Origin of the sequence: Nocardioides perillae, from assembly GCF_013409425.1 — a bacterium.
Lineage (GTDB): Bacteria > Actinomycetota > Actinomycetes > Propionibacteriales > Nocardioidaceae > Nocardioides > Nocardioides perillae.
In genome coordinates, this window is record NZ_JACCAC010000001.1 from 3014484 (window position 1) to 3031721 (window position 17238).

Here is a 17238-nt window from a genome sequence, read left to right on the forward strand (position 1 = left end):
CGTGGACCGTGCGGGGGGAGCGTCAGCTCACGCCCCCGGGACGACGTTGACGACCTTGCGGCCGCGCTTGGTGCCGAACTCGACGGCACCGCCGACGAGGGCGAAGAGGGTGTCGTCGCCGCCGCGGCCCACGCCGCTGCCGGGGTGGAAGTGCGTGCCGCGCTGGCGGACGATGATCTCGCCCGCGTTGACGACCTGACCGCCGAAGCGCTTGACGCCGAGGCGCTGCGCGTTGGAGTCGCGACCGTTCTTGGTCGAGGCCGCACCCTTCTTGTGTGCCATGAGTCTGGATCCTTCGTCGAGTCGGAGGGGGTCTGCGCAGGTGCCGAGCCGGAGGCTCAGGCGTTGATGCCGGTGACCTTGACCTGGGTGTAGTGCTGGCGGTGACCCTGGCGCTTCTTGTAGCCGGTCTTGTTCTTGTACTTCTGGATGACGATCTTCGGGCCCTTGGTGGCGCCGAGCACCTCGGCGGTGACCGAGGCCTTGCCGAGGGTCGCGGCGTCGCTGGTGACCGTCTCGCCGTCGACGAGGAGCACGACGGGCAGGGTCACCGACTCGCCGGGCGCCGTGGCGTTCTTGTCGATCTCGATGACGTCGCCGACGGCAACCTTCTGCTGGGTGGCGCCTGCGCGCACGATCGCGTACACCGCGGTCTCCTTCGTCGAGTGCTTGGTGGTGCTCGTCCGGGGGTCCGGCTCCGGACCCGCACGCACCACGACGCGGGGCGCGGGCGGCCGCGCGGCGTCGGGAGGGGGTGGAGCTCGGAGGGGTGCGCACGGGGCACACCGAGGAACCATCGTACGGACCCGCGCCCCCCGGCGCAAAACGACCGGGAGGCGGCGGGCCAGGCCGTCGGCCCGCGCCGCTCAGCGCTTGCGCGTGCCCTTCTTCTTCACCGGCACGTGGTCGACCGGCGGCTGGTCGTCGCTGCTGTCGGACTCGTCCCCCGCGGGCGCGGCGGGAGCCGCGCCGGTCAGGGTGGTGGCCGACCCCGCCGTCGTAGCGGGGCGCGAGGCCCCGCGACGCGTGCGGGTGACGACCTTCGGTGCCGCCGGCTCCGGGGCTGGGGCCGCCTGCGCGGCGGGCTCCGGCGCCTGGTCCGGTGCCTGGTCCGGTGCCTGGTCCGGTGCCTGGTCCGGTGCCTGGTCCGGTGCCTGGTCCGGTGCCTGGTCCGGTGCCTGCTCCGGGCTCGGCACGCTGATCGCGACCGGGGCGGCTGGCGTGGTCACGCCCCCCGGGCGGCTGGCCGCCCGGCGGCGGGTCCGGGCCACCACGCGCGGCGCCTCGGGCTCGGCGGGGGCCTCGGGCTCCTCGGTGACCTCAGGCTCCGCCCGGACCTCGGGCTCCGCCCGCACCTCGGGCTCCGCCGGGACCTCCGGGGACACCGCGGCGGGTGCCTCGGTCGGCTGGCCGGTCGGCTCGGCGGCGGACGCCTCGGTCGCCTCGGTCGGCTCGGCGGGCGCGTCTGCGGTGGGGGCCTCGTGGCGCGCCATCGCCGCCACGGCGGCGGGCGACGGCACGACCGGCGCGGTCACGGCTGCTGCGTCGCCGTCGCCTCGGCCGCTGCCGCCGCGTCCGCGACCACCACGACCGCCGCGCGAGCGGCCGCCGGGCTCGCCGTCGCCGGCCTGCTCGGCAGCCCGGTCACCACCGCGCTCGCCGCCCTGGTCGCCCGACCGGTCGCCGCCGCCGCCGCCGGCGCCGCCGGCGCCGTCGTCGTCGCGACCCTTGCCGCCGCGCTTGCGGCCGCCGCGGCGGCCGCCGTCGTCCTCGCGACGGGGCTCGACCGGCACGTCGTGCAGCAGCAGACCACGGCCCTGGCAGTGCTCGCAGGTCTCGGTGAAGGCCTCGAGCAGCCCCGTGCCGATGCGCTTGCGGGTCATCTGCACCAGCCCGAGCGAGGTGACCTCCGCGACCTGGTGGCGGGTGCGGTCGCGCCCGAGGCACTCGACGAGGCGCCGCAGCACCAGGTCGCGGTTGGACTCGAGCACCATGTCGATGAAGTCGACGACGATGATGCCGCCGATGTCGCGCAGCCGGAGCTGCCGCACGATCTCCTCGGCCGCCTCGAGGTTGTTGCGGGTGACGGTCTCCTCGAGGTTGCCGCCCGAGCCGGTGAACTTGCCGGTGTTGACGTCGACGACGGTCATCGCCTCGGTGCGGTCGATCACCAGCGAGCCGCCGGAGGGCAGCCAGACCTTGCGGTCGAGGCCCTTCGCGATCTGCTCGTCGATGCGGAAGGCCGCGAACGAGTCGACGCCCTCCCCGCTGTAGCGCTCGAGGCGGGGCTCGAGGTCGGGGGCGACGTGCGCGACGTACTGCTGCACCGTCTCCCAGGCGTCGTCGCCCTCGATGACGAGCTTCGAGAAGTCCTCGGTGAAGAGGTCGCGCACGACCTTCAGGGTGAGGTCGGGCTCGCCGTAGAGCAGCTTCGGGCCCTGGCCCTTCGACTTCGCCTCGATGTCCTCCCAGCGCGCCTTGAGCCGCTCCACGTCGCGGGTCAGCTCCTCCTCGCTGGCGCCCTCGGCGGCGGTGCGGACGATGACGCCCGCGCCGTCCGGCACGACCTCCTTCAGCAGCGCCTTGAGGCGGGCGCGCTCGGTGTCGGGCAGCTTGCGGGAGATGCCGGAGTTGGTGCCGTCGGGCACGTAGACGAGGAAGCGGCCGGCCAGGCTGACCTGGCTGGTGAGGCGCGCGCCCTTGTGGCCGGCCGGGTCCTTCGTCACCTGCACGAGCACCGACTGGCCGGAGGTGAGGACCGACTCGATCTTGCGGGGCTGACCGTCCTTGTGGCCGAGGGCCGACCAGTTGACCTCGCCGGCGTAGAGCACGGCGTTGCGGCCCTTGCCGATGTCGACGAACGCCGCCTCCATCGAGGGCAGGACGTTCTGCACGCGGCCGAGGTAGACGTTGCCGATGAGCGAGGTCTGCGACTCCCGCGCGACGTAGTGCTCGACGAGCACCTTGTCCTCGAGCACCGCGATCTGGGTGAGGTCCTCGCGCTGGCGGATGACCATGACCCGCTCGACGGCCTCGCGACGGGCGAGGAACTCCGCCTCGCTCACGATCGGCGCGCGGCGGCGGCCGGCCTCGCGCCCCTCGCGCCGGCGCTGCTTCTTCGCCTCCAGGCGGGTGGACCCGCTCAGCGCGGTGATCTGGTCCTCGGCGGCGCGCGGCTTGCGGGTGCGGGTCGTCGTCGTCGCGTCGTCCGCGCCGTCCCCGCCCTCCCCGGCGTCGTCACCCGAGCGTCGCCGCCGGCGGCGACGGCGCGACGAGCCGGACCCGGAGCCCTCCTCGGCGCCCTCCGCCGCCTCGGCGTCGTCACCGGCGGCGGTGTCGGCAGCGGTGTCGGCGCCGGCGGTCTCGGCGGTCTCGGCGTCCTGCGAGTCACCTTCGTCGGCGCGCGGGGTGCTCTCGGGGTCGGCGCTGTCCTGGCTCCCTCCCCCGCCACCGCGGCGACGACGTCGGCCACCGCGGCGCCGGCGGCGGCGCGGCCCGCCCGTGCCCTGCTCGTCGGTGTCGTCCGAGTCGTCCGAGTCGTCCGAGTCGTCCGAGTCCTCGCTCGCGTCCTCGTCGTCGGCGTCCTCGGGTGCGTCGGCGGCCACCGGGTCGGCAGCCTGGTCCGCCGCGGCGTCCGCGAGGGCGCCTTCCTCCTCGACCGCCTCCTCGACCGCCTGGTCGTCGGACTCCTCGGCCGCGTCGGCCGGGGGCTCCTCGACAGGCACGGCGCGCCGCGCGGCGGCGCTGCGGGAGCGCGTACGGCGTGCCGGGGCCGGCTCGCTGCCCGCCTCGGCGGTCGCCTCCGCGGTGGGCTGGGCGGTGGGCTGGGCGGAGAGTTGGGTGGAGGGCTCGGCGTCTGCCGCGGCGTCCGTCGCTGGGTCCGTCGTAGGCGCCTCGGCGGCCTTCCGGCGCGACGCGCGCTTGCGGGGCGTCGCTGCCGGGGCTTGGAAGAGCGGCACCGGCGCACCGGGCAGGGGCTGGTCGACGCTGCCGTCGGCGGCGGGCTCGAGCACGGGCTCGGCGGCCGGCGCCTCGAGGGTCTCGGACGCGGCGGCCGCCTTGGTGGTGGTCCTGCGCTTGGCGGCCTTCTTCGCGGGCGCCCGCTCGGCCGCAGGCGCCTCCTCGGGTGCCGGCGCAGCGGTGTCACCCGCGGCAGCGTCGTCTGCGGCCGTCGTGGCCGACTCCTCCGCCCCTGACGCCTTCGCCGCCGACTTCCTCGGGGTCGACTTCTTCGCGGTCGACTTCTTCGCCGTCGTCCGCTTCGCAGCCGCCGCCGGCTCTGTTGGCGTCTCCTTCGGGGCCGCCGCCTCGGGAGCCGACTCCCCCGCGGTCGTCGCCTGCGCCGTCGCCTTCGTCGCGGCGGTCCTCTTCGTGGCCGTCCGCTTCGCCGCCGCCTTCTTCGCCGGGGCGGCACCGCCCTGGTCGGCCGCGTCGCTCGTTGACCCGTCGGCGGTGGCGTCTGCGGTGGCGTCTGCCGTGGCATCGGCCGTGGCGGCGGCCTTCTTGGTGCTGCGCTTGCGGGTGGCCTTGGTGGCCGGGGCCGGCGCGGAGACGTCGGCGGGGGACGTGTCGGCCCCCGCTGCGCTGCTGCTGTCGTCTGCCGGGGTCGTCTCGTCGAGCAAGGAGTGCTCCTCGGCCGCCGCGGGGAGCGACGGCGGGTCGGGCCGCCGGCCGGGCCGGCGACGCAAAGCCTGCGTGTGGCGGCGACGACCTCCGCTCGGTCGCGTCGCCGTCGCTCCACCGGCACCTGCCGCGGTCAGCTGGGCCGCCCCGGTGCTGTCACCACCGAGCCGGACCGCGTCGCGGTCTGGTGCCGACGTCGGTCGGGCGTGCCGGTCCAGGACCGACGAGGACGTCGTCGGGTCGGCGCCCGCAGCGCTGCCGCGGACCGACCGTGGCGAGTATCGCACACGGCGGCCCTACGACCCTTCACGACGCGAAGGGGTCGCCGACCTCACCGTCGACCAGCGGACCCTGCGCGAGCCGCGTCACCAGCACCGCGGCGCCGAGGTCGACGCCCCCGGCGCGGCCGACGCCGCGCAGCACGTCGTCGGGTCGCACGGCGGGCTCGCTGTGGCGCACCACGACCTCGAGGGCCGACCCTGCGCGCTCGTGCCGGGGCGCCACCACCTCGAGCCGCACGACGGCGGCGCGGCAGTCGAAGGTGCGCAGCCCCTTCTTCGTCATCCGCTCGACCTCGATCGCGTCGGCCGCGAGGAAGGCGGCGACGCCGGCGGCGGTGTCCGCGGCCGGCGCACCGACCTCGACGACCCAGTGGCTCGCCTCGAGCCGGTCGGCCAGGGAACCGCCCGGCGACTCCACGACCGCGAGCACGTCGAGCCCGTCGGGCAGCGAGGCGGCGAGCGCGTCCGCGACCGCTGCGGGGTCGAGGACCTGGGCGAGCCCCACCTCGACGTACTCCGCCTCGCTCGCGGCCCCGGTGGGCGAGGCGCCGGCGTAGGAGATGCGGGGGTGGGGGTTGAAGCCCGAGGAGTAGGCCATCGGCAGCCGCGCGCGCACCACGGCCCGCTCGAAGGCCCGGCTGAAGTCGCGGTGGCTGGTGAAGCGCAGCCGCCCGCGCTTGGCGTAGCGGATGCGCAGCTTCTGCACCGGCGGCGCCTGCTGCGGAGGTTGCTGCTTCACCGGCCCAGGCTAGGCCAGCGCGGCCCGCATCGCGGGCGAGGGGTAGACGGTGCCGACCCGCTCGCCGTCCAGCCACGCCGTCAGCCGCTCGGCCTCGACCGCGAGGGCCGCGCGGCCGGTCGGCGGCACGTCCTCGAGCAGGGACACCACGACCCGGCCCGCGTCGTCCTGCACCCACACGCCGACGACCCGGCCGTTCCACCACGCAGTCGTGCCGGCGTTGCCGTTGCGGTCGAAGACCGCCGCAGCGTGAGGACCGAGGTAGGCGTCGCGCTCCTTCCAGCCCATGGTGGTCGGGTCGAGCACGGGGAGCAGCGCGGCCCACGGCGCGACGTCGGGCTCGACCGCCAGGTCGTCGGGCAGCAGCCAGGCCGCCCGCCCGTCCTCGAGGCGCACCTCGACGGCGTCGACGTCGCCCAGCGCGCGCGTCACCGCCGTCTTGGTCGAGCCGAGCCACCACTGCAGGTCGGCCGCGGTGCCCGGACCGTGCGAGCGCAGCCAGCGCCGCACCAGCTCGGCCCACCCCGCGCGCTCGTCCCACGGCGCGGGCTGCTCGCCGAGCCAGTCCTCGGCCAGGGCCCAGCGGTGGCGCGAGACCCGCCAGTGCCCGGCGTTCGTGCCACGCACCACCCGCGCCTCGAGCCCCAGCAGCGTGAGCAGGCGGGGCACGACCGGCTGGGTCCCGCCGTACGCCGTGCCCGGCGCGACCTCGATCCCCACGTCGAGGGCGGGCACGGCGGCACGCACCTCCGCCGCCTGGAGCTCGCCGCGCTCCGCGAGCAGCGCCACGACGGCGTCGCCGGCCTGCGCCACCCACTGCTCGCCGTCGGCCGCGAGCCCGCCGGCGACGACCTCGCGCGCCAGGCGGCCGCGCTGCTGGGTCGCGACCCGGGCCGAGGCGCTCCCCCACGAGGCCGGCAGCAGGTCGCGCGGGAAGACGAAGAGGGTGCGCCGCATGGCCAGCTGCTTGACCAGCGTGCGGTCGACCTCGAGCGCGGCGCGCACGTCGTCGCGTGCGAGGTCCGCGACGCGGGCCTGCAGCGAGAGCGCGACGGTCGCGGGCTCGGTGGCGTGCAGGACGGTGACCGCACGGGTGGCGGCGACTGCGTCCCCGACGCGCTCCGTCGGGGCGAGCGCGTGGCGTCGTGCCAGCCGGGCTCGTCGCTCGTGGTCGGTGACGGTGCGCACGCGCCTCATCCTGCCCGGTCGCCACCCTGCAGAATGGCCGGGTGAAGCAGCAGCAGGCCCTGACGGCGGCCGTGGTGGTCGGCCTGCTGGCCGTCGTGGCGACGCTGCTCGCGCTCACCGCGCAGCGCGGCTCGCAGACCGCGGGTCCGACCGCTCCCACCCCCACCGTCTCCCCTGCTCCGTCGGGCACGGCGCCCGCCCCGACCGCTCTGCCCGCGCCCACGGCCACGCCCAGCGGCCCGCCGACCGCGCCTCCCGGCTCGCCGTCGCCCGTCGCACCCGACCAGGTGTGCGCGACCGGGGCCGCGACCGGCCCGCGCCGCCTGCGCGTCCTGACCTTCAACATCCACGCCGGGCTCGGCGGTGGCCGGCTGCAGCTCGGCAGGGTCGCCGAGGAGATCGCCGCGACCGGCGCCGACGTGGTCTTCCTGCAGGAGGTCGACCGCTTCCGCGCCCGCTCGGGCCGCACCGACCAACCGGCCCTGCTGGCGCAGCGCCTGGGCATGGAGGTGGCCTTCGGCAGCAACGTGCGCCACCCCCGCGGCGGGCAGTACGGCACCGCGATCCTGTCGCGCTGGCCGATCGTCGACCAGCGCAACCTGGCGCTGCCCAACCGTCCCGGCCTGGAGCAGCGCGGGTTGCTCTTCGCCGCGATCGACGTCGAGGGCACCCCGCTCCACGCGTACGGCACGCACCTGCAGCACACGCGGGGCCCGGCGCGCCTCGAGCAGATGCAGGCCGCCCTCCAGGTCATCGCCGCCGACCCGGTGCCGAAGGTCTTCGCGGGCGACTTCAACGCCGGGCCCGCCTCGGCCGCGCTGCAGGTGGCCCGCCGCTACCTCGCCGACCCGTGGCCGGTCGTCGGCGACGGGCCCGGGCTGACGGTGCCCCCACGCGCCCCCCGCCGCCGCATCGACTACGTCCTGCACGACTTCTGGTCGACCCCGGTCGCCGCCCGCACGGTGCGCTCACAGGTCTCCGACCACATCGCGGTGCAGGTCGACCTCGACCTGCGCACCCTGCCCACCTGCCTGGCGGGCTGAGCACCGTGACCGGCACCGCGACGACGCGCACCCCTGCGCCGCTGCGCACGCGGTGGCTGGTGCTCGCCGGCATCGTCCTGCTCAGCGTCAACCTGCGGCCCGCTGCGGTCAGCGTGGGGCCGGTCCTCGAGGAGGTCCGCGCGGCGCTCGAGATGGGTGGTGCGGCCGCGGGCCTGCTGACCTCGCTGCCCGTGCTCGCCTTCGCCGGCTTCGGCGCGCTCGCCCCCGGGCTCGCGGCCCGGGTGGGCGTGCACCGCGTCACCCTGCTCTCCCTGCTCGCGGTGGTCGGCGGGCTGCTCGCGCGCGCCGCGGCCGGATCGGGGCCCACCTTCCTGCTGTGGTCGGCCGTCGCGCTCGCCGGGATGGCCACCGCCAACGTGCTGCTGCCCTCGCTGGTCAAGCTGCACTTCCCCGACCGCACCGGCCTGCTCACGTCGGTCTACACCACGGCGCTGGCGCTGGGGCTGACCGCGGCCCTGACGCTGACCGCGCCCCTGGAGTCCGTGGTCGGGTGGCGCCCTGCGCTGGCGACGTGGGCCGGGCTCGCGGCCGTGGCGGCGCTGCCGTGGGTGGCCCTCGCGACCCACGACCGCCGGCTCGACCGCCGGGCGCGGGCCGTGTCGGTTCGGTCGGTGCTCCGCACCCGGCTCGGGGCGGCGATGGCACTGTTCTTCGGTCTGCAGTCGATGCAGGCGTACGCCGTCTTCGGCTGGTTCGCGACCCTCTGGCGCGACGCCGGCTCCTCCGCCGAGGCCGCCGGGGCGCTCGTCGGCCTGGTCGCCGGCGTGAGCATCCCGCTCTCCGCGCTCGTGCCGTCGCTCGCGGCGCGCCGGGAGAGCCAGGTGGGCATCCACCTCGCGCTGATGGCCTGCTACCCCGTCGGCTACCTCGGGCTGGTGCTCGGCCCGACCGAGCTGGCGTGGGTGTGGGCGGTCTTCGTCGGCACGGGGCTGTGCAGCTTCCCGCTCGCGCTGACGCTGGTCAACCTGCGCTCGCGCACCCCCGAGGGCACCGCGGCGCTCTCCGGCAGCACCCAGGCGGCGGGCTACCTGCTGGCCGCGGCCGGGCCCTTCGCGGTGGGCGTCGTGCACGACGCGACCGGCGGGTGGACCGTGCCGGTGCTCCTGCTGCTCGTGCTCACGCTGCCGCAGGCGCTGGTCGGGATCTACTGCGCCCGCCCCGGCGCGGTCGAGGACCAGCTGGCCGACCGCACCCGCGGCCGGCGCGGCTGAGCCCGGGCGGCGGCCCTCAGACCACCGAGAGCGGCAGCAGCTGCTGGCCGGTGGGCCCGACCTGGATCTCGGTGCCCATCTCGGGGCACACCCCGCAGTCGTAGCAGGGGGTCCAGCGGCAGTCCTCGACCTCGACGTCGGAGGAGCCGTCGGCGACCGCGAGCGCGTCCTCCCAGTCGGCCCACAGCCAGTCCTTGTCGAGCCCGGAGTCGAGGTGGTCCCACGGGAGGACCTCGTCGTAGCCGCGCTCGCGGGTGGTGAACCAGTCGAGGTCGACGCCCGTGCCGGCGAGACCGCGCTCGGCGGCCGCGACCCAGCGGTCGTAGGAGAAGTGCTCGCTCCAGCCGTCGAAGCGGCCGCCGTCGCGCCACACCTGCTCGATGACCGCGCCGACGCGGCGGTCGCCGCGCGAGAGCAGGCCCTCGACCGCCCCGGGCTTGCCGTCGTGGTAGCGGAAGCCGATCGCGCGCGCGAAGCGCTTGTCCTCGCGCACGGTGTCGCGCAGCTTCCTCAACCGCTCGTCGGTGGTCTCGGGGTCGAGCTGCGCAGCCCACTGGAAGGGGGTGTGCGGCTTCGGCACGAAGCCGCCGATCGAGACGGTGCAGCGGATGTCGTTGCGACCGGAGACCTCGCGGCCCTTCGCGATGACGCGCTTGGCCAGCTCGGCGATCTGCAGGACGTCCTCGTCGGTCTCGGTGGGCAGGCCGCACATGAAGTAGAGCTTCACCTGGCGCCAGCCGTGGGAGTAGGCCGTGGCGACCGTGCGGATGAGGTCCTCCTCGGTCACCATCTTGTTGATGACCTTGCGCATCCGCTCGCTGCCGCCCTCGGGTGCGAAGGTGAGGCCCGAGCGGCGCCCGTTGCGGGAGAACTCGTTGGCCAGCGTGATGTTGAAGGCGTCGACGCGCGTGCTGGGCAGCGACAGGGAGACGTTGGAGCCGTCGTAGCGGTCGGCGAGGCCCTTCGCGACGTCGCCGATCTCGGTGTGGTCGGCGCTCGACAGCGAGAGCAGGCCGACCTCCTCGAAGCCCGTGGCGCGGATGCCCTGCTCCACCATGTCGCCGATGGTGCCGATCGAGCGCTCGCGCACCGGGCGGGTGATCATGCCGGCCTGGCAGAAGCGGCAGCCGCGGGTGCAGCCGCGGAAGATCTCCACCGAGAAGCGCTCGTGCACCGTCTCGGCCAGCGGCACAAGCGGCTTACGCGGGTAGGGCCAGGCGTCGAGGTCCATCAGCGTGTGCTTGCGCACGCGGTGCGGGATGCCCGGCACGGTCGGGGTGTAGCCCGCGATCTCCCCGCTGGGCAGGTAGGTGACCTCGTAGAAGCGGGGCACGTAGACACCGCCGCTCACGGCGAGGCGGCGCAGCAGCTCCTCGCGCGGCGTCGGCATCTCGCCCGCCGGGCAGCCGTCGGCCTTCCACTCGCGCACGACCTCGGAGATCGCGAGCACGACCTCCTCGCCGTCGCCGAGCACGGCCGCGTCGAGGAAGTCGGCCACCGGCTCGGGGTTGAACGCCGCGTGGCCGCCCGCGAGCACGACCGGGTGCTCCTCGGTGCGGTCGGCGGCGTGCAGCGGGATGCCGGCGAGGTCCAGCGCGGTCAGCATGTTGGTGTAGCCGAGCTCGGTGGAGAAGCTCAGGCCGAAGAGGTCGAAGTCGCCGACCGGGCGGTGCGCGTCGACGGTGAACTGCGGGATGGGGCCCTGCTCGTCGCCCTCCCGCAGGACGGCCTCCATGTCGGGCCACACGGCGTACGTGCGCTCGGCGACGATCCAGTCGCGCTCGTTGAGCACCTCGTAGAGGATCTGCACACCCTGGTTGGGCAGGCCGACCTCGTAGGCGTCGGGGTACATCAGGGCCCAGCGGACGGTGGGGCCGGTGCCGGCCTGCTCGCCGCAGTCCCAGTCCTTGACCGTCGAGCCCAGCTCGCCGCCGACGTACTGGATGGGCTTGGAGACGCCGGGGAGCTTCGGCTCGAGGCGGGGGAAGACGCTCTCGGGCGCGGGGGCAGGCACGGGTGGACCTCGCAGGTTCCTCACGGGGGCAGGGCGCTCCCAGGGTACGGCGTGGGGCGGCGCCGGCCGAACCGCGCGCCACCCCCGACGGGGCGGCGCGGCCTGCGCACGCCGCCCGTAGGTTGACCGCATGAGCGCGACCACCACCGGCCGGCTGCACTGGACCGTCGTGGCGCCCCCCGTGGCGGCGGTCGTCCTCGCCCTCACGTGGGGCCGCTCCCCCGGGGGTGCGCTGCAGACGGTGGTCTACGTCGTGGCGGGGGCGCTCCTCGTCGGTGCCGTGCTCGCGGCGGTGCACCACGCCGAGGTGGTCGCCCACCGGGTCGGGGAGCCCTTCGGCTCGCTCGTGCTGGCGGTCGCCGTCACGGTCATCGAGGTGGGGCTGATCGTCACCCTGATGCTCGACGGCGGGAAGGGCGTCGACACCCTCGCCCGCGACACCGTCTTCGCGGCGGTGATGATCAGCCTCAACGGCATCGTCGGCCTCGCGCTGCTGGTCTCGGCGCTGCGCCACCACCTCGCGGAGTTCAACCCCGAGGGCGCCGGCGCGGCGCTCGCCACCGTCCTCGCCCTGGCGGGCCTCACCCTGGTGCTGCCGGGCTTCACCACGAGCGCCTCGGGGCTGGAGTTCTCCGGGCCGCAGCTGGCCTTCGCGGCGGTGGTCTCCGTCGTGCTCTACGGGCTCTTCGTCTTCACCCAGACCGTGCGCCACCGCGACTTCTTCCTGCCGGGCGAGGTGCCGCGCGGCGCGCTGGACCGGCCCGACGACGACGCGGACGGCCACGCCGACCCCCCGACGGGCCGCGAGACCGCGGTCAGCCTCGCCCTGCTGCTGGTGGCCCTGGTCTCGGTCGTGGGCCTGGCGAAGGTCGAGTCGCCCGCGATCGAGGCCGCCGTCTCCGCCCTCGGGTTCCCCTACGGCTTCGTCGGCGTGGTCATCGCGCTGCTGGTGCTGGCGCCCGAGACCATCGCCGCCACCCGGGCCGCCGCCCGCCGGCGCGTGCAGATCGCGCTGAACCTCGGCTTCGGCTCCGCGATGGCCTCGATCGGCCTCACGATCCCCGTCATCGCCGTCGCCTCGGTGTGGCTCGACGGGCCGCTCTCGCTCGGGCTCGAGCCGGTGCAGCTGGTGCTGCTCGCCGTGACCGCGGTCGTCGCCACCCTGACCGTCGTGCCGGGGCGGGCCAAGCCGCTGCAGGGCGGCGTGCACCTGGTGCTGCTGGCCGCCTTCGTCTTCCTCGCGATCAACCCCTGACGGGGTCTGCTCACCCCCGCAGCAGGGCGGGCGCGGCGGTGTAGCGCGTCGGCAGCGGCGCCGCCGAGCGCAGGTGGACGTTCTGCAGCAGGCCGACCGCCAGCATCCCGGCGAACATCGAGGACCCGCCGTAGGACACGAACGGCAGCGGCACGCCGGTGACCGGCATGATGCCCAGGCACATCCCGACGTTCTGGAAGGTCTGGAAGCCGAACCAGCAGGCGATGCCGGCGGCGGCCACCCGGCCGAAGACGTCGTCGGCGTGCAGCGCGATCGCGAGCGCACGCCAGACCACCACGCCGAGCAGGCCGACCAGGAGCCCCGCGCCGAGCAGGCCGAGCTCCTCGCCCGCGACGGTGAAGACGAAGTCGGTGTGCTGCTCGGGCACGAAGCCCGAGCGGGTCTGCGAGCCGTCGAAGAGGCCCTGGCCGAGCAGACCGCCGTTGCCGACCGCGATGCGCGCCTGCTCGACGTTGTAGCCCGCCCCGCGCGGGTCGAGCTCGGGGTCGGTGAAGGCGAGGAAGCGGTCGACCTGGTAGTCCTCGAGCAGGCCGAGCGCGACCGCGGTCAGCGCGACCGCGACGCCCGACGCGGCGAGGCCGACCAGCCAGCCGCGCGGTGCGCCGGAGACCGCGAGCACGCCGAAGACCGTCGCGGTGAGCACCAGCATGGTGCCGAGGTCGGGCTGGGCCAGGATCAACCCGGCCGGCACGGCCGCGATGAGCAGCATGCCGACCACCTCGACGGTGCCGACGGGGCGGTGCCGGTGGGCCTGGGCCCGCTCGGCGAGCAGCAGCGCCGCGCCGATGACGACCGCCAGCTTGGCGAACTCCGCCGGCTGGATCGACATGCCGCCCACCTGCACCCACGAGCGCGAGCCGTTGATGGTCTGCCCCACCACCAGCACCAGCCCCAGCCCGACGAGGCTGGCGAGGTAGGCGAGCGGCGCGAGGATGCGCACCCACCGGTGGTCGGTGGCCGTCACGACGACGAGGAGCACCACCCCGATCGCGACGTTGACGAGGCTCTTGCGGAGGTACGCCGTGCTGTCGCCGCCGGTCAGCGAGTCACGCGTGCTGGTGGCCGACCACACGAGCAGGGTGCCGACCACGCACAGCGCCAGGACGGCACCGAGGAGCACCCAGTCGACGCCCTGCGCGCGAGAGGCCCGCAGGGCCGGGCGCGCCGACGCGCCGCCGCGGCTCACGACCGCGCCCCCGCGGCGCGGCGCACGACCGGCGGCAGGATGGAGCCGTCGAGCTCGAAGCGCGGCAGCCGGCGCGGCGGCACGGTGCCGGGGATCGCGGCGGCCGCCGGGCGCACCTGCTCGCCCTGCACGCCGTACAGCGCCTCGTAGATCGCCCGGATCGCCGGGCCGGAGGTGCCCGAACCGGTGCCGCCCTGGCTCACCATCATCACCACCACGTAGTCGTCGGTGTAGGAGGCGACCCACGAGGTCGACTGCTTGCCGTAGACCTCGGCCGAGCCGGTCTTGGCCCGGATGCGCACCTGGTCGAGCGGGAAGCCGCCGAGGCGCCAGTTCATCGTGCCCTGGGGGTTGGCCGCGACGCCGGTCAGGGCGGCGTCGAGGTAGCGCAGCACGTCGCGCGGGGCGTCGACACGACCCTGCACGACCGGGGGGATGCGCTGCACGACGCTGCCGTCGGGTCCGACCACCGCCTTGCCGACGCGCGGCTCGTAGAGCGTGCCGCCGTTGGCGATGGCGCCGTAGGCGCGGGCGAGCTGCAGCGGCGTGACGATGGTGTCACCCTGCCCGATCGCGAAGTTGACGGCGTCGCCGGCGCGGTAGGCGTAGCCCTCGACGCAGAACTCCTCGGCGAAGCGGTGGACGAAGTCGCTGACGCCCTTGTTGTCGGGGTGGCTGCGCGGCTTGGCGGCGATCGCGCAGTAGTAGTCCTTCTGCGACTCGTAGTAGTCGCGCTTCCACTGCCGGTCGGCGATGCGGCCCGCGGCCTCGCCCGGCACGTCGATGCCCGTCTCGGCGCCGAAGCCCCACTCCTGCGCCTCGCGCACCAGCGGGTCGCGGGCCGCGACGTCGTCGACGTCGGAGCCGAGCCGCTGCCAGTAGTCGTAGCCGATGCGGTAGAAGAAGGTGTTGCACGAGACCTCGAGCGCCTTGGCGAAGGAGATCGACCCGTAGGCGCCGGACTCGTAGTTCTTGAACACCCGGTTGCCGACCTGGAAGCCCGACGAGCACGCGAGGCGGGTGTCCTCGTCGTAGCCGTGCTGCATCGCGCCGGCGGTCATGAAGGGCTTCCACGTCGAGCCGGGCGCGAACTGGCCCTGCGTGGCGCGGCTGAGCAGCGGGGTCCCGGCCGCCTCGGAGTAGAGCCGCGCCAGCTGACGGCTCGAGATCCCGCCGACCCACACGCCCGGGTCGTAGGTCGGCTGGCTCGCCATCGCGACCACGCGGCCGGTGTCGGCCTCGAGCACGACGGCCGCGCCGGAGTCGGCGACGTAGCGGCGGCCGGTGACGGTGTCGAGGGTGGCGCGGGCGGTCGCGATGGTCTGCGCGAGCTGCTGCTCGACCACCGACTGCACCTTGGCGTCGATCGAGGTGACCAGCGTGCTCCCGGGGACGCCCTCGACCTCCTCGGCGTCGTCGAGGGTGCGACCCATCGAGTCCACCGCGACGCGGCGGTAGCCGGGCATGCCGCGCAACCACGCGTCGTACTGCTTCTCGACACCGGCGCGGCCCACCGACGAGGCGCCGTTGACCGAGCGGTCGTCGGCCGCCTCCGCCGCGTCGAGCTCGTCCTCGGTGATCGGGCTGAGGTAGCCGAGCAGGTGGGCGGCGTTGACGCCGAAGGGCTCGGGGTAGGCGCGCACGGTCTGCTGCTCGACCAGCACGGCCGGGAAGTCCTCGGGCTGCTCGAGGATGCGCAGCGCGGTCTGCTCGGGCACGTCGGTGGCGACCGGTACCGGCTGGTAGGGCGAGCCGTTCCAGCACTCGCCGGCGATGCTGCCGGCGACGCCGCAGTCGAGCAGCGCGCGGCGCAGCCGGGCGGGGCGCAGGTCGACCTCGGCGGCGACGCGGCGCAGCACGACCGCCTGCTCGTCCTCGCCCATCCGGCCCAGCAGGGTGCGGTCGACGCTGACCACCCACGACGGGCGGTTGGCGACCAGGGGCCGGCCCTGCGCGTCGACGATCAGCCCGCGCTGCGGCTGGACGACGACCTCGCGCACCGACTGCGACGCCGCCTGGGCGCGGTACTCCTCGCCGTCGAGGACCTGCAGGAACCACAGCCGCGCGAGCAGCGTGGCGAAGAGGGAGAAGACGAGGGCCTGCACGACCACGAGGCGCACCCGGCTGCGCTCGGCGCCGACGTCGGGACGCCCCGCGCCCACGGTCATCCGCCGCTCACCCGGTCGAGCCGCTCGAGCCGATCGGTGCGCGCGCCGCGGTCGCGGCGCTCGGGCCGCCGACGGCCGTCGAGCCGCGCCAGGACCGCGAGCAGCGGGGGCAGCACGAAGGGGGTGAGCAGCACGTCCCAGACCACGGCCACGGCCACCACGGCGAGCATCGTCGCCACCGAGCCGACGGGCTCGCCCAGCAGGACGCCGCTGAGCGCGAAGACCGACGTGCCGACGAAGGAGGCGACCGCCACGGTCGCGACCACCGAGGTCGGGGTGCGGGTCTCGGCGCGCACACGGCCGACGACCCAGCCGACGAGCACCAGGGCGATCGCCCAGCGGCCGGCGAGGTGGTCGGCCGGCGGGGCCAGGTCGAGCAGCAGGCCCGCGGCCAGGCCGGTCGCGGCGCCCACGTCGGGGCCCCGCGCGAGGGCCGTGCCGACGACCACGAGCAGGCAGAGGTTGGGCACGACGCCGGCCCACGCGACGTGCGGGAAGACCGTCAGCTGGAGCACGAGGGCCAGCAGCAGGGCGAGCGCGGTGACCGCCGCGCGCAGCAGGCTCACCGCAGGCTCCCGTCGGCCTCGACGACCCCGCGGTCGCTGCGGGTGCCGGAGGGCACCACCACCCCGACCACGTCGAGCGCGCTGTAGTCGACGAAGGGCACCACGACGGCCCGCTGGCTGGTGGTGCGGGGGTTGCGGTAGACGTCGACGACGCGGCCCACGGGCACCCCCGCGACGTACGGCGCGCCCCCGCGGCTGCCCCACGTCACCACCACGTCGTCGCGGGCCGGGACGACGCTGCCGTCGACCAGCTCGAGGTCGAGCAGGTCGTCGTCGCCGAGGCCGCCGCGCCCGCGCAGGAAGCCCATCTCGAGGCTGCTGCCGAGCCGCGCGCCGACGACGGAGTCGGCGTCGGCGGCGAGCAGGACCGTCGCGGTGGTCGAGGTGGCGCGCAGCACCCGGCCGACCAGGCCGTCGGCGTTGACCACCGTCATGTCGGCGTCGACGCCGGCGTCGGTGCCGGCGTCGATGGTCACGGTGCGGGTGAAGGACTGCCGGGCGCCGAGCGCCACGACGCGGGCGGGCACCAGCGCGGTGCCGAGGTCGGCAGCGGCGCGGGTCAGCCCGTCGAGCTCGGCGAGGCGGTTGCGGTCGAGGTCGGTGGTGGCGAGGTCGGCGCGCAGGTCGGCGTTGTCGGCCTCGAGCGCGGCGACCCTCTCGCGCAGCGACGCGTGCGTGCGGAACCACCGCGGCACGGCCGTGAACGGGCGGACCACCGCGCCGGCAGCGGTCTCGGCCGGGCCGAGCACCTCGCCGACGGCCGCGCGGGCGGGGTCGAGCGCGGAGTCGTCACCGCCGCGCACGTCGACGGTCAGCACCGTCAGGCAGCACAGCAGCAGCGCGACGAGCAGCGAGCGCGAGCCGCGCGGGCCCTCCCGCTCGAGCCCGCGCCACCGCTTCTCCCGGTCGGTCGCCACCTGCT

Annotated in this window: 12 protein-coding genes and 1 pseudogene; 3 read left to right on the forward strand and 10 right to left on the reverse strand. The window is 75.4% G+C overall.

The window, feature by feature from the left end:
• Positions 1–27: 27 nt before the first annotated feature.
• From rpmA to BJ989_RS14110, 5 genes and pseudogenes are all read right to left on the reverse strand, one after another.
• Entirely contained in the window at positions 28–282 is a 255-nt protein-coding gene (gene rpmA, locus BJ989_RS14090; protein ID WP_179518733.1) for a 50S ribosomal protein L27, read from the reverse strand.
• Between the two features lie 56 nt (positions 283–338).
• A complete protein-coding gene (gene rplU, locus BJ989_RS14095; protein WP_179518734.1) occupies positions 339–647 on the reverse strand; it encodes a 50S ribosomal protein L21 in 309 nt (102 codons plus the stop codon).
• Positions 648–1724: 1077 nt separating this feature from the next.
• Positions 1725–3768: pseudogene (locus BJ989_RS19030) on the reverse strand (Rne/Rng family ribonuclease); the annotation flags it as partial.
• 1161 nt (positions 3769–4929) lie between these two features.
• Positions 4930–5643: a TIGR03936 family radical SAM-associated protein gene (locus BJ989_RS14105; protein WP_179518735.1), complete on the reverse strand. Its 714-nt coding sequence runs from the start codon at positions 5641–5643 to the stop codon at positions 4930–4932.
• Between the two features lie 9 nt (positions 5644–5652).
• Positions 5653–6840: a winged helix DNA-binding domain-containing protein gene (locus tag BJ989_RS14110; protein ID WP_218848828.1), complete on the reverse strand. Its 1188-nt coding sequence runs from the start codon at positions 6838–6840 to the stop codon at positions 5653–5655.
• A 32-nt stretch (positions 6841–6872) separates the two neighbouring features.
• On the opposite strand from BJ989_RS14110, the gene BJ989_RS14115 reads away from it, so the two are divergent.
• Complete coding sequence (locus BJ989_RS14115; RefSeq protein WP_179518737.1) at positions 6873–7874, forward strand: endonuclease/exonuclease/phosphatase family protein; 1002 nt, start codon at positions 6873–6875, stop codon at positions 7872–7874.
• 5 nt (positions 7875–7879) lie between these two features.
• A complete protein-coding gene (locus tag BJ989_RS14120) occupies positions 7880–9106 on the forward strand; it encodes an MFS transporter (protein WP_343049387.1) in 1227 nt (408 codons plus the stop codon).
• Positions 9107–9122: 16 nt separating this feature from the next.
• Here the strand turns inward: BJ989_RS14120 and BJ989_RS14125 are convergent, their stop codons facing one another.
• Entirely contained in the window at positions 9123–11120 is a 1998-nt protein-coding gene (locus BJ989_RS14125) for a TIGR03960 family B12-binding radical SAM protein (RefSeq protein ID WP_343049389.1), read from the reverse strand.
• A 130-nt stretch (positions 11121–11250) separates the two neighbouring features.
• On the opposite strand from BJ989_RS14125, the gene BJ989_RS14130 reads away from it, so the two are divergent.
• A complete protein-coding gene (locus BJ989_RS14130; RefSeq protein WP_179518739.1) occupies positions 11251–12375 on the forward strand; it encodes a calcium:cation antiporter in 1125 nt (374 codons plus the stop codon).
• A gap of 10 nt (positions 12376–12385) precedes the next feature.
• On the opposite strand, the gene rodA is transcribed toward BJ989_RS14130, so the two are convergent.
• The 4 genes from rodA to mreC are packed head-to-tail and all read right to left on the reverse strand — an operon-like array spanning position 12386 to position 17233.
• Entirely contained in the window at positions 12386–13582 is a 1197-nt protein-coding gene (gene rodA, locus BJ989_RS14135) for a rod shape-determining protein RodA (RefSeq protein ID WP_179518740.1), read from the reverse strand.
• Entirely contained in the window at positions 13579–15750 is a 2172-nt protein-coding gene (gene mrdA / locus BJ989_RS14140) for a penicillin-binding protein 2 (protein WP_179518741.1), read from the reverse strand. The genes rodA and mrdA overlap by 4 nt, the downstream gene beginning before the upstream one ends.
• Entirely contained in the window at positions 15747–16316 is a 570-nt protein-coding gene (mreD, locus tag BJ989_RS14145; RefSeq protein ID WP_179518742.1) for a rod shape-determining protein MreD, read from the reverse strand. Before mreD ends, mrdA begins: the two co-directional genes overlap by 4 nt.
• Positions 16313–17233: a rod shape-determining protein MreC gene (gene mreC, locus BJ989_RS14150; protein ID WP_179518743.1), complete on the reverse strand. Its 921-nt coding sequence runs from the start codon at positions 17231–17233 to the stop codon at positions 16313–16315. Before mreC ends, mreD begins: the two co-directional genes overlap by 4 nt.
• Positions 17234–17238 lie beyond the last annotated feature (5 nt).